Origin of the sequence: Paraplanobispora siamensis (assembly GCF_016863175.1) — a bacterium.
Lineage (GTDB): Bacteria > Actinomycetota > Actinomycetes > Streptosporangiales > Streptosporangiaceae > Planobispora > Planobispora siamensis.
In genome coordinates this window covers 40480-53235 of sequence record NZ_BOOJ01000038.1, presented here as the reverse complement: position 1 = coordinate 53235, position 12756 = coordinate 40480, and the positions used below count along the sequence as shown (strand labels likewise).

Below are 12756 nucleotides of genomic sequence, written 5' to 3'. Positions count from 1 at the left end.
GGGCGCACGGTGCGCCCGCCGTACCGACTCCTGGCCCGAGGACGCGCCCGGCTAGTCGTTGACGGTGATGGTGAAGGTGGACGTCGTGTTCCTGACGTCCTGGGCGTTGCCGCTCATCCGCAGGTTGTTGAAGACGGCCGAGCCCACCGCCGGGCCCTGGCCGGCCTCGGGCATCTCGTTGGCCCAGATCCCGAACCCGGACTTGGCGTCGTAGGCGTCACCGCTCTTGCGGGCGCCGGTGATCGAGACGTTGGTGAACACGGTGTCCTTGACCGGGTTCTGCGGCTGGCCTCCCACGTAGTTGGTCTGGAACATGATGCCGTGGTACGTCGGGTCGACGATGTCCACATTGCTCACCCGGATGCCCTGGAACACCTTTGAGGCGGAGAAGACCCAGATCCCGGGGAAGGTCTGGGAGCCCCAGAAGTGGCCGCCGGCCCGGACGATCGAGATGTTGTCGAACCGGGTGGGCGGGTCGGCGCCGAAGCCGTTCATCGGGTAGCCGAAGTCGAGCGAGCTGATCGTGATGCCGGAGTACACCAGCGTGTCGGCGATGTGGATGTTGCGGAAGACGTTGTCGTACCCGCCGTAGACCGCGACGCCGGCCGCCCGCCAGGTCAGGATCGAGGTCAGGTTCTCGTAGACGTTGCCCTTGACGTCCCCGCCGCCCGCGTCGATGGCGGAGAACAGCGCGAAGCTGTCGTCGCCGCTGGCCCGCGACTCGTTGTTGCTGACCAGGTTGTCGGTGCTGCCGTTGGTCATGTTGATCGCGTCGGCGAAGGTGTTCCGGATGCGCGAGTTCTTGATCGTCATCCGGTCGGTGTTGGCGCCCCAGTAGAGGCAGACCATGTGCTCGGCCCAGATGTCGTCGATCGTGATGTCGGCGACGTTGCCGAAGTCGAAGACCTTGCCGGGGCCGTCGATGCGGGAGGTGTAGTTGCCGAAGTAGGCGAAGCCCGCGAACGTCGAGCCGTTGGCCGAGGCCTCGGCGCGGAAGCCGACGTCGGTGTTGTCCTGCGTGGCGGGCGCGTGGAACCTCGTGTACCAGGGCCCGGCGCCGACGATCTTCACCGGCTTGCCGTACACCTGGAACTTGTTCGAGGTCTGGTAGTCGCCGGGCGGCAGGTAGACGCCGAGCCAGCCGGACTCCATCCGGGCCCGGTCCAGCGCGTTCTGCACGTCCTGGTGGGCGAAGCCGGTGGGCGTGACGTAGCGGGCCGGGTCCGGGTTGGCGACCGGCGCGACCTGCTCGGTGTTGACGAAGTCGATCGCGTAGGTGGTGGTGTTGGCCGCGTCCTTCTGCAGCCTGATCCTGCTCCCGGCCGGGACGGTCGTGTTGAGCATCATGTTGGCCTCGTCGTAGATGTGACGCGGCCCGCCCGAACCGGGGGAGTTGCCGGGATTGGTCTCGTTGCCGTACAGCCAGGCGTACCGGGAGGTCAGGCTGATCGCCTTGTGGAAGGAACCGTTGACGTAGACGTTGAGCGTGGAGTTGGTCCCGCCGCCGCCCGGCGCGTCCGGGATGGAGAAGCGGGTGACCAGGGTGTTGGTCGGCGCCTTGGTGGTGAACTCGACGTAGGAGCCGGTGGTGTTCAGCGTCACCGCCTTGCGCCCGGACGCCTCGCCCGCCAGGTCGCCGACGGTCCGGTTCGGGCCGACGACCTGCGCGCCGCCGCCGAGGGAGCCGTCCTCGGCCTCGTACATGTCGTAGGGCATGTTCGCGCCCCGGCCGACGAACAGCGGGACCGTGCTGACGTTGTCGCCCCGCTTGACCGGCAGCTCGGCTGCGTCGGCGGCCAGCTCCGTCCGGACGGTGTACCTGCCGTTGGCGGCGGTCCACGTGCCGAGGTTCACCGGCGCGGTGGTGGCGCCCGCGGCGATCACGCCGTTGTGGGAGCCGGTCAGCGTGCGCACGACGGTCCCGGCGTCGTCGAGCACGGTCAGCGTGATGCCGTGCGCGCCGCTCGCCGAGGCGACATTGCCCTGGTTCTTGATCGCCACAGAGAAGGTGACGGCGGTGCCGTTGGCCGGGTTGCCCGGCGTCCAGCTCACCGGCGAGGCGACCAGGTCGGAGCTGTCGACCGGCCGGACGGTCATCGGCGAGGACGCGGTGAGCTCGTTGTTCAGGTCGTTCTGCTCGATGACCGCGTTGGCCTCGTCCACCTCGGCGGTGACCGGATAGGAGCCCGCGTTCCGCGCGCCGACGTCCGCCGAGACGTTCGCGGAGGCACCCGCCGACAGCGACGCCACCGGGGCGGTGCCGACCTTTGTCCCGCCGAGGTAGAAGTTCACATCGGTGGCGCCCGAGGCCCGGGTGCCGGAGTTGCGCACCGTGGCCTGGAGCCTGATCGTGTCGGTCTCCACCGGGGAGGAGGGCGTCCAGGTCAGGGCGGTGACCTGGAGGTCGGGGTTGGGCGCCGGGGTGCCGATCACCTGGAGCTCGGCGACCTGTCCGCCGCTCGACCCGGTGTTGGAGGTGATCTTGAGCTGGACGTCGGCGGCGTCGGCGGTGACGGGGATCGTCACCGTGTTCCCGCCGGCCGGGTCGAAGGCGTACGGCGCCGCCGCCTTCAGCGTGGTGAACGCCGAGGCGCTCTGCTCGCGGCCCAGGACCTCGATGGTCTGGGTACGGGCGCCCCAGACGGCGTCCGGGTTGAGCTTGACCACGACTGAGGTGATGCTCGCGTTCGCGCCCAGCCTCACCGTCAGCGTGTTCGGGTAGGCGCCGGGCGCGGCCTCCCAGTAGGTGGCCGTGCTGTTGTCGTTGGCGTTGGCCGCCACGAACGTGTGGACGTGCGAGGAGGCGCTGATCGGCTTGCCGACGGCCAGGTTCGAGCCGCCGCCGCTGCCGGTGCGGGTGACGGCGTTGCTGGCGGCGGACTGGTTGCCCGCGGCGTCCTTCGCCCTGACCCGGTAGGTGACGGTGGCGTTGGCGGGCTGGGTGTCGGTGTAGGTCAGGACGTTGCCCGCCACGCTCGTGCGCAGGACGTCGTTGGCGTAGACGTCATAGCCGGTGACGCCGGTGTTGTCGGTGGAGGCGTTCCAGGTCAGCCGGATCTGCCCGGGGGAGGGCTCGGTGTAGGCGAGGTCGCCCGGCGCGGTGGGCGCCTGGGTGTCGCCCGTGTCGCCCCTCCTGGTCACCGCGTTGCCGGCGGCGGACTGGTTGCCCGCGGCGTCCCTGGCCTTGACGTGGTAGGTGACGGTGGCGTTGGCGGGCTGGGTGTCGGTGTAGGTCAGGACGTTGCCCGCCACGCTCGTGCGCAGGACGTCGTTGGCGTAGACGTCATAGGCGGTGACGCCGGTGTTGTCGGTGGAGGCGTTCCAGGTCAGCCGGATCTGCCCGGGGGAGGGCTCGGTGTAGGCGAGGTCGCCCGGCGCGGTGGGCGCCTGGGTGTCGCCGGTGGCGGCGCCGTACACCTCGAACTCCGCGATCTGGGCGGCGGGCCAGGCGGTGTTGGCGGTGAAGCGCAGCCGCAGATGGCGGGTGGTGACGGCGTTGAAGGTGATCGTGGCCGCCGGTTCGAAACGGTGCGCGGCCGGGGCGACGACGGTGGAGAAGGACGAGCCGTCCGTGCTGCCCTGGACCTCCAGGGTCTGCGTGCGGGCCTCCCAGCCCGCCGGGATCTTCAGCACGAGCCGGTTGACCCGTACGGCGGAGCCGAGGTCCACCTGGAGCCACTGCGGGAAGGCGTTGTTGGCGCTCTCCCAGTAGGTGGACTGGTTGCCGTCACCGGCGTTGGCCGCCGCGTAGGTCTGCGTGGAGCCGCTGGCGGTCATCGGCCTGCCCTGGGCGAGGTTGCCCGAGGAGCCCGTCGCGCCGTACACCTCCAGCTCGGCGACCTGCGCCGCCGGCCAGCCGGTGTTGGCCGTAACGTTCAGCCGGACGTAGCGGGCCTCGGCGGCCGGGAAGTTCACCGTGACGGTGTTGCCCGCGCCGGGGCTGAAGGCGTGGGCGGCCGAGCCGGCGAGCGTCGTGTAGGACGTGCCGTCGGCGCTGCCCTGCACGGCGAAGGTCTGGGTGCGGGCCTCCCAGCTCGGCGGGAGCTTCACCACGACCTGGTCGACGCTCGTGGAGGCGCCCAGGTCGACCCGGACCCACTGCGGGAAGGCGTTGTTCGGGCCCTCCCAGTAGGTGGACTGGTTGCCGTCGTTGACGTTGCCGGGTGTGTAGGGGCCGTTGGAGGCGCTGGCGGCGGCGGGCCTGCCCGCGGCCAGGTTGGGTCCGCCTGCGGCGGAGGCGGGGGAGACCGGCCCGGCGGTGACGGCCAGGACGATCACGGTCAGGGTCGCGACCAGTCGTAAGAGCGCTGTGTGGGGGGTTCTCATCCGTTCCTCTGTCTCGTTCGTGGAACGACGGGGGCATGACTCGGCACTCGGGTGATCCCAACTGCTCCCGGTAAGGGCAGCTGGCCGAACCGTAAGATGCCAAATAGATATCGGCAATATTTCGACTGAATTTCGCAAGACGCACACCGCGATGCGATATGAGGTGAAGCTGCGTCATCGCTGGCTGACGGGTCGAGACCGAGCGGAAAACCTGTTTCGCGCTGCGCAACGGGTTGACGTCCGGCGAGCGCAAGCGTGTGCAAATGGTTGCGCTGATTGTCGTATAGTTTGCGGCATGACACGACGACTTGCAGAGGTGGCCAAGAAGGTCGGGGTGAGCGAGGCGACGGTCAGCCGCGTGCTCAACGGGAAGCCCGGCGTGTCCGAGGCGACCCGCGAGGCCGTGCTGACAGCTCTCGACGTGCTCGGCTACGAGCGCCCCACCCAGCTGCGCGGCGACCGGGCCCGGCTGGTCGGCCTGGTCCTGCCCGAGCTGCAGAACCCGATCTTCCCGGCCTTCGCCGAGGTCGTCGGCGGCGCGCTGGCCCAGCAGGGCTTCACCTCGGTGCTGTGCACCCGGACCGTGGGCGGGGTCTCCGAGGCCGACTACGTGGACCTGCTCCTGCAGCAGCAGGTCTCGGGCGTGGTCTTCGCCGGCGGCCTGTACGCCCAGGGCGACGCCTCCCACGAGCACTACGAGCTGCTCCGGGAGCGCAAACTCCCCACGGTGCTGGTCAACGCGGCCGTCGAGCACCTGGGTTTCCCCCAGGTCTCCTGCGACGACGTGGTGGCCGCGGAGATGGCGGTCGGGCACCTGAGGGCGCTGGGCCACGAGCGCATCGGCATGGTGCTCGGCCCCAGGGACCACATGCCCTCGCGCCGCAAGCTGGAGACGTTCCTGGCCTCGGGCGGCGACCCGGCGCTCGTCGAGCACACGATGTTCTCCCTCGAAGGAGGGCACGCGACGGCGACCAGGCTGCTGCGCAAGGGGGTCACCGGCGTGGTGTGCGCCAGCGACCTGCTCGCGCTCGGCGCGGTGCGGGCGGCCCGCCGGTCGGGACTGTCGGTCCCCGCCGACGTCTCGGTCATCGGCTACGACGACTCGGCCCTGATGAACTGCACCGAGCCGCCGCTGACCACGGTGCGCCAGCCGATCGACGCGATGGGGCGGGCGGCGGTGGACCTGCTGACGGCACTGATCGACAAGGCGGTGGTCCCGGCCGACGAGCTGCTCTTCGAGCCTGAGCTGGTGGTGCGGGCCTCCACGGCGCGGCCCTCGCCCTGAGGGATCGCTGGGATCGCCGCCCCGGGGGGGTGACACGGTGACCGTGTCACCCCCTCTTCGTGTTGTGGGACATGTGTCAGGCCCGCGCCGTATCGGCGTGTCACGTAACTTAGTCGTTATATTGCATTCTCCTGTCGAAACATTGCAGAGATGTGTCGTGGAGCCTATCGTGAGGGCCACGCCGGAGTAGATCGTCTGTCGCACTCCGCCGGCGTCTCCATCCGCATCAGAAGGGTCAGCTCCATGACGAGATCCGGCTATCGCAGAACCGCGGGACTGTTGCTCGCGACCGCTCTCGGTCTGACGGCGTCGGCGTGCGGCTCGGGCGACGAGCCCGCGCAGAACAACGCCCGGCCCACGGCCGGGGGCTCCGCCGCCGCCGGGCCGGTGTCGATCACCGTCAACTGCATGCCGCCGAAGACGAACAAGGCGCAGCGCGCGACCTTCCAGGAAGACCTCGACGCGTTCCAGAAGCTCAACCCGAACATCAAGATCGAGAAGGCCACCGACGCCTTCCCGTGCTACGAGCCGCGCACGTTCGAGGCCAAGCTGGCCGGCGGCCAGCTGGAGACCGTCTTCTACGTCAACTTCCCCAACGTCGGCCGCCTCATGGAGAGCGGCCAGGCCGCCGACCTCACCCCGTACGTCGACGAGCTGAAGACGTTCAAGGACTACAACGCCTCCATCGACATCTTCAAGAAGGACGGCAAGATCTACGGCCTGCCCACCGACGGGTACGGCATGGGCCTGGTCTACAACCGCGACGTCTTCACCAAGGCCGGGCTCGACCCCAGCAACCCGCCCAAGACCTGGGCGGAGGTGCAGGCCGCGGCCAAGAAGATCGCCGCCCTCGGCCCCGGCTACGTCGGCTTCGGCGAGTACAGCGGCAACAACGTCGGCGGCTGGCACTTCACCGCCTCCCTCTACGGCCGCGGCGGCGACGTGCTCACCCCCGACGGCAAGAAGGCCGCCTTCAACACCCCCGAGGGCCAGGCGGTGCTGGAGAACCTCAAGCAGATGCGCTGGACCGACAACAGCATGGGGTCCAAGCTCTACATCGACTGGCCCTCGCTGATGAAGGCCATGGCCGGCGGCAAGATGGGCATGATGCTCGGCGCCCCCGACGTGCTGATCGGACTGCGCAACGACTTCCAGGCGAAGTTCGAGAACTACCAGATCACCGCGCTGCCCGAGGCCAAGGCGCTGTTCAACGGCGGCGCCGGCTACATGATCAACCCCAAGGCCACGCCCGAGCAGATCAGGGCCGGCCTGAAGTGGATCGAGTACGAGTTCCTCACCCCCGGTAAGGGCCAGCTCGACTACGTGCGGGCCAAGGGCGCCGACCTCACCGTCGGCCAGCCCTATCCCGACCTGTACGGCGCCGACACGCCCTCCGGCCAGGAGGTCCTGAAGCTGCGCAGCGAGAACGCCAACGTCGACCCCGCACAGTTCGCGCTCTGGGTCGAGGGCTCCAAGGGCATCCCGCCGAAGGCCGAGCCGGGACCGTACGCCCAGGAGATCTACGCGATCCTCGACACCCCGATGTCGGCGGTGCTGACCCGGCAGGACGCCGACGTCGCCAAGCTGCTCTCCGACGCCGAGGCGAAGGTCAACGCCCTGCTGGAGAAGAAGGGCTGACCCCGCAGGGGCCGGGGGCGGCGGCCGGACCGCCGCCCCCGGCCATCATGTCGAGATCGGAAAACGGATGACTGCAACCAGCATGCGCGTCTCGCGGAGCCCGCGCGGGTCACGGGGGAGGCCCGCGACCAAGAGGCGGCGCGAGGTGCGGCGGAACATCACCGCCTACGGATTCCTCTGCGGAGCGCTGATCTGCTTCGCGTTCTTCTCCTGGTACCCCATGGTCTGGGAGGTCGTGCTCAGCTTCCAGCAGACCAACTTCGTCGACCCGCCGATCTGGGTGGGACTGGAGAACTTCGTCACGGTCTTCCAGGACGCGGCGTTCGGCCCCGCCTGGAAGAACACGGTGATGTTCACCGTGCTCGCGCTGATCTTCGGGTACGGCGTGCCGTTCGTCATCGCCCTCGTCCTGAACGAGCTGCGCCACGCGCGGGCCTACCTGCGCTTCGTCGTCTACCTGCCGGTCATGCTGCCCCCGGCCGTCGGCGTGCTGCTGTTCCAGTGGTTCTACGAGCCGGAGTACGGGCTGTTCAACCAGATCCTCGGCTTCTTCCGGCTGCCCGCCCTGGACTGGCTGAACTCCACCGACACCGCCCTCGTCTCCCTGGTCATCGTCTCCACCTGGATGAACCTCGGCACCGGCACGCTGATCTATCTCGCCGCGCTGCAGACGATCCCCGGTGAGCTGTACGAGGCCGCGGAGCTGGACGGCGCCGGGATCTTCAAGCGGATCTGGCACGTCACGATCCCGCAGACCAAACTGATCCTGCTGGTCATGCTGCTGCTGCAGATCGTGGCGACCATGCAGGTCTTCATCGAGCCCTACCTGCTCACCGGCGGAGGTCCGGAGAACTCCACGGTCAGCGTCGTCTACCTCATGTACCAGTACGCCTTCAACTTCGGCAACATCAACGGCGGCAACGCGCTCGGCGTCATGCTGATGATCGTTCTGATGGTCTTCTCCGCCATCTACCTGCGCGTCTCGCGGGAGGACAAGAGCTGATGTCGAACCTCACCGTCATCCCCGAGTCGCCCAGGCAGCCCGGCGGGAGCGGGGCGCCCGCTCCCGCGGCGGCCCGTCCGGCGCGGGCGCGGCGGACGCCGCGGAAGATCCACCAGGAGTTCCGCACCGTCGTCTCCCCGCACCAGCTCAACTCCCGCCACGGCCGGGTGATCTACTGGATCGTCCTGGTCGCGGTGGTGGTGAGCTTCACCGCGGCCTTCGTCTTCCCGCTGTACTGGATGGTCACCGGGGCGATGAAGACCACCGAGGACCTGGTGCAGATCCCGCCGACGTTCCTGCCGCCGCAGTTCACGCTCGACGCCTACGCCGAGGCGTGGGAGCTGATGGACCTGAGCCTGCTGCTGGGCAACACCGCCCTGTACGCCGGCGGGGCGTGGCTGTTCACGCTGGCGATCGACGTCACCGCCGCCTACGCCCTGTCCAAGCTCCGGCCGGTCCTGGGCAAGCTGGTCCTGGCGCTGATGCTGGCCACGCTCATGATCCCGCCGATGGTGATCATGCTGCCCGCCTACCTGACCGTCAAGGACCTGCCGCTGCTGGGCTGGGACCTGCTCAACACGCCGTGGGCGATCTGGCTGCCGGCGGCGGCCAACGGGTTCAACATCTTCCTGCTCAAGCGCTTCTTCGACTCGATCCCGCGCGAGCTGCTGGAGGCCGCCGAGATCGACGGCGCGGGTCCCGTCCGCATCCTGTGGTCGATCGTGATCCCGGTCTCCCGCCCGATCCTGGGCGTGGTCTCCATCCTGACCGTGGTCGCGGTGTGGCGGGACTTCGTCTGGCCGCTGCTGGTGCTGACCGACAGCGAGAAGATGTCGGTGAGCATCGGCATCGCGAGCCTGTCGTCGCAGATGCCGCAGAACGTGCTCATCGCCTCGCTCGTGATCGCGAGCCTGCCGACCATCGCCGTGTTCTTCCTGTTCCAGCGTCACATCATGGCCGGCCTGACCGCCGGAAGCCTCAAGGGCTGACATTTCCAGCCGATCGCTAAAGATCAGCCCGTACTTACAGCAAGGAGTTGTGTTCAGCATGCCGGAAACGTGGTGGCGGGGGGCCGCGATCTACCAGGTCTACCTGCGTAGCTTCGCCGACGGAAACGGTGACGGGATCGGGGACCTGGCCGGCCTGCGCACACGCCTGCCGTACCTGGCGGACCTCGGAGTGAACGCCGTCTGGCTCAACCCGTGGTACCCCTCGCCGATGGCCGACGGCGGGTACGACGTGGCCGACTACCGGGACATCGCGCCGGTCTTCGGCACGCTCGCCGAGGCGGAGGAGTTCATCCGGGAGGCCCACGACCTGGGCATCAGGGTGATCATCGATGTGGTGCCCAACCACAGCTCCACCGCGAGCGCGTGGTTCCAGGAGGCGCTGGCCGCCGGGCCGGGGTCGCCGGCCCGGGAGCGCTTCTGGTTCCGGGACGAGCCGGGCGACTGGAAGTCCATCTTCGGCGGGCCCGCCTGGACCCAGGTGCCCGACGGGCAGTGGTACCTGCACCTGTTCGACCCCGGGCAGCCCGACTTCAACTGGACCAATCCCGAGGTGCACGCCGAGTTCCACGACGTGCTGCGCTTCTGGTTCGACCGGGGCGTGGACGGCATCCGCATCGACTCGGCCGCGGTGCTGGTCAAGGACTTCGACGGCGGCGATCCCGACGGCTACACCGACCTGGACGAGGTCCACGAGATCTACCGGAGCTGGCGCCGGCTGTCCGACGAGTACGACGAGCGCGTCCTCGTCGGCGAGGTGTGGTTCCCCGACCAGGAGCGCTTCGCCCGCTACCTGCGCCCGGACGAGCTGCACACCGCCTTCAACTTCGACTTCCTGGCCTGCCCCTGGGAGCCCGCCGCGCTGCGCCGCTCGATCGAGCAGACCCTCGACACGCACATCCCGCTCGGCGCCCCGCCCACCTGGGTGCTGTCCAACCACGACGTCGCGCGGGTGGTGACCCGCTACGGCAGGGCCGAGACCTCCTGGGACCACGGCGACCGCCGGGACGGCGCCCCCTCCGACCTGGAACTCGGCCACCGCCGGGCCCGGGCCGCCGCGCTGCTGGCCATGGCCCTGCCCGGCAGCGTCTACGTCTACCAGGGCGAGGAGCTCGGCCTGCCCGAGGTCGACGACATCCCCGACGAGCTGCGCGAGGACCCGATGTGGACCCGCTCGGGGCACACCGTGCCGGGCCGCGACGGCTGCCGGGTGCCGCTGCCCTGGTCGGGGGAGGAGCCGCCGTTCGGCTTCGGCGCGGGCGAGCCGTGGCTGCCGCAGCCGGAGGACTGGCGCAAGCTCACCGTCGAGGCCCAGACCGCGGACCTCGGCTCGACGCTCAACCTCTACCGCGCCGCACTGCGCATCCGCCGGGAGCGGCTCGGCGACGGCGCGCTCACCTGGCTGGACCTCGGCCCCGAGGTGCTGGCCTTCACCCGCGAGTCGGGGCTGACCTGCGTGGTCAACCTCGGCGCCGATCCCGTACGGCTGCCGCCGCACGAGCGGGTCCTGCTGTCCAGCGGCCCGCTCGACGGCGCCGACCTGCCCTCCGACACCGCCGTCTGGCTCGGCTGACCCTTCGCAGGAGAGTCCCGGGGAAGACGACCGGCACGGCCGGACACGGCGCTCAGCCGATGATCCGGCCGTGCCGGTCGCGTGCCTTCAGCCGGACGGTGGGCAGCTCGGGGGCGGGCAGCGGCGCGGCGTCGCAGCCGGAGACCGTGCCGAAGCGGTCGCCCCCCATCCAGTCCTCGCGCGCCCGCACGATCTCCTCGTGCGAGCGGCCGACGAAGTTCCACCACATCACCAGGGGGTCCTCGAACGGCTCCCCGCCGATCAAGAACAGCCGGGCCGGACCGGCGGTCTCGACGGACATCTCCGACCGGCCCCGCCCGAGGTAGAGCAGCGCGCCCGGCTCCAGAGCCGTCCCGGCGACCGTCGCGGCGCCGGACATGACCAGGACGGCGGTCTCGAAGTCGCGATCGACCGGCAGCAGGCAGCGCCCGGGACCGGCCAGGAGGATCTCGGCGGCCACCAGGGGAGTGTGCGCGAGCGCGGGTGAGCGCACCGCGCCGAGCTCGCCCACCGCGACGGTGACGGTCGCGTCCCCCTCCCGCAGCACCGGCATGACCGGGTGGTGCTCGAAGCGCGCCGGGCCGTGGCGGGCCTCCTCCGGCAGGGCGATCCACAGCTGCACCCCGTGCATGCCCGGGGGGTGGTCCGGCGGGGACTGCTCGGAGTGGGAGATGCCGTGGCCGGAGGTCATCAGGTTGAGCTGCCCGGGGACGATCGTCTGGGCGCTGCCCAGGCTGTCGCGGTGCATGATCTCACCCTCGGCCAGCCAGGTGACGGTCTGCAGGCCGGTGTGCGGGTGCGGCGGCACCTGCATGCCGGGGCGGCCGCTCACGTCGTCCGGGCCGAAGTGGTCGACGAAGCACCAGGCGCCGACCATCCGGCGCGGCCGTTGCGGCAGCAGCCGGCGCACCGTGGTGTAACGGCCGAGCGGCACGTCGTGGCCGGGAAGCAGCACGCTCTCCGGCTCCGCCTCCTGGGCGACCGTGCAGCCGTACACCGCCTGGCCGGATTCGCGGTCGAGATCACTCATGGTCCGACCCTACGCCCCGCGGCCCGGCGGGGATCCCGCCCGCCGCCGGGGCCCGCGCCCGGTGCCGGGTCCCGGTCTCCTTGGCCCGCTCTTCCCCCACTGTTTACCCGCCGCGCCCCGTGGCGGCCGTTTGCCCCCTCCTCCAGCAGGAACAACGTCCGGGACGAACGATCGGGAACGGAACAGACCATCCCGCCGGCCCATATCTGAGGAGCCGTCCTTCATGAGCAGCGTCAAACTCGCCGTGATCTACTACTCGGCCACCGGCACGGTCCACGCCATGGCCGAACGCCTGGAGGCGGCCGGCCAGAAGGCGGGCGCGGAGGTGCGCCTGCGCCAGGTGCCCGAGCTCGCCCCGGCCGAGGCCATCGCCTCCAACGCGGCCTGGAGCCAGCACTTCGACCGCACCAAGGACGAGCCGAAGGCCGCCGCCGACGACGTCGTCTGGGCCGACGCCGTCCTGTTCGGCACGCCCACCCGCTACGGCAACGTCTCCAGCCAGCTCAAGCAGTTCCTCGACACCCTCGGCCCGCAGTGGGCCCAGGGGCTGCTGGCCGACAAGGTCTACGCCGGGTTCACCGCGTCGATGACCTCCCACGGCGGGCAGGAGTCGACCCTGCTGGCGCTCTACAACACCATCCACCACTTCGGCGGCGTCATCGTGGCCCCCGGCTACACCGACCCGCTGAAGTTCGCCGACGGCAACCCCTACGGCGTCTCCCACGTCACCGGCGGCAGCAACACCGACCCGCTCACCGACGCGCAGTACGCCGCCCTGGACCACATGGCCGGCCGCGTGGTCCGCATCGCCGGCAAGCTCACCGCCGCCTGAGCCCCGCCGCCTGAGCCCCGCCGCCTGAGCCCCGCCGCCTGAGCCCCGCCGCCTGAGCCCCG

At 70.0% G+C, this 12756-nt stretch carries 8 protein-coding genes; 6 read left to right on the top strand and 2 right to left on the bottom strand.

Annotated features, from left to right (window positions below; genetic code table 11):
• Nucleotides 1–51 precede the first annotated feature (51 nt).
• The gene (locus Psi01_RS24045) at nucleotides 52–4326 is read right to left on the bottom strand and encodes a discoidin domain-containing protein (RefSeq protein WP_204066345.1); all 4275 of its coding nucleotides are present in this window, start codon (nucleotides 4324–4326) and stop codon (nucleotides 52–54) included.
• A gap of 295 nt (nucleotides 4327–4621) precedes the next feature.
• Here Psi01_RS24045 and Psi01_RS24040 point away from each other — a divergent pair, with 295 nt between their 5' ends.
• The 5 genes from Psi01_RS24040 to Psi01_RS24020 all read left to right on the top strand — a co-directional run bounded on the left by Psi01_RS24040 (nucleotide 4622) and on the right by Psi01_RS24020 (nucleotide 10832).
• The gene (locus Psi01_RS24040) at nucleotides 4622–5611 is read left to right on the top strand and encodes a LacI family DNA-binding transcriptional regulator (RefSeq protein ID WP_204066344.1); all 990 of its coding nucleotides are present in this window, start codon (nucleotides 4622–4624) and stop codon (nucleotides 5609–5611) included.
• 243 nt (nucleotides 5612–5854) lie between these two features.
• Nucleotides 5855–7249, top strand: a complete 1395-nt coding sequence (locus tag Psi01_RS24035; RefSeq protein ID WP_204066343.1) for an extracellular solute-binding protein — start codon at nucleotides 5855–5857, stop codon at nucleotides 7247–7249.
• 67 nt (nucleotides 7250–7316) lie between these two features.
• Nucleotides 7317–8252: a carbohydrate ABC transporter permease gene (locus Psi01_RS24030; protein ID WP_239127974.1), complete on the top strand. Its 936-nt coding sequence runs from the start codon at nucleotides 7317–7319 to the stop codon at nucleotides 8250–8252.
• Nucleotides 8252–9241, top strand: coding sequence for a carbohydrate ABC transporter permease (locus Psi01_RS24025; protein ID WP_204066342.1), 990 nt, complete (start codon nucleotides 8252–8254; stop codon nucleotides 9239–9241). Before Psi01_RS24030 ends, Psi01_RS24025 begins: the two co-directional genes overlap by 1 nt.
• Before the next feature lie 58 nt (nucleotides 9242–9299).
• Nucleotides 9300–10832 carry a glycoside hydrolase family 13 protein gene (locus Psi01_RS24020; protein WP_204066341.1) on the top strand — a complete coding sequence of 511 codons (1533 nt, stop codon included), beginning with the start codon at nucleotides 9300–9302 and terminating at the stop codon, nucleotides 10830–10832.
• A gap of 52 nt (nucleotides 10833–10884) precedes the next feature.
• On the opposite strand, the gene Psi01_RS24015 is transcribed toward Psi01_RS24020, so the two are convergent.
• On the bottom strand, nucleotides 10885–11862 hold the full coding sequence (locus Psi01_RS24015) for a pirin family protein (RefSeq protein WP_204066340.1): 978 nt from the start codon (nucleotides 11860–11862) through the stop codon (nucleotides 10885–10887).
• Between the two features lie 223 nt (nucleotides 11863–12085).
• Here Psi01_RS24015 and wrbA point away from each other — a divergent pair, with 223 nt between their 5' ends.
• Nucleotides 12086–12694 (top strand): NAD(P)H:quinone oxidoreductase, encoded by a 609-nt coding sequence (gene wrbA, locus Psi01_RS24010; RefSeq protein WP_204066339.1) that lies wholly within the window; start codon nucleotides 12086–12088, stop codon nucleotides 12692–12694.
• Nucleotides 12695–12756 lie beyond the last annotated feature (62 nt).

Coding starts and splice junctions, on each gene's coding strand:
- Psi01_RS24045 (WP_204066345.1), bottom strand. CDS start 4,326: ATGAGAACCCCCCACACAGCGCTCTTACGACTGGTCGCGACCCTGACC.
- Psi01_RS24040 (WP_204066344.1), top strand. CDS start 4,622: ATGACACGACGACTTGCAGAGGTGGCCAAGAAGGTCGGGGTGAGCGAG.
- Psi01_RS24035 (WP_204066343.1), top strand. CDS start 5,855: ATGACGAGATCCGGCTATCGCAGAACCGCGGGACTGTTGCTCGCGACC.
- Psi01_RS24030 (WP_239127974.1), top strand. CDS start 7,317: ATGACTGCAACCAGCATGCGCGTCTCGCGGAGCCCGCGCGGGTCACGG.
- Psi01_RS24025 (WP_204066342.1), top strand. CDS start 8,252: ATGTCGAACCTCACCGTCATCCCCGAGTCGCCCAGGCAGCCCGGCGGG.
- Psi01_RS24020 (WP_204066341.1), top strand. CDS start 9,300: ATGCCGGAAACGTGGTGGCGGGGGGCCGCGATCTACCAGGTCTACCTG.
- Psi01_RS24015 (WP_204066340.1), bottom strand. CDS start 11,862: ATGAGTGATCTCGACCGCGAATCCGGCCAGGCGGTGTACGGCTGCACG.
- wrbA (WP_204066339.1), top strand. CDS start 12,086: ATGAGCAGCGTCAAACTCGCCGTGATCTACTACTCGGCCACCGGCACG.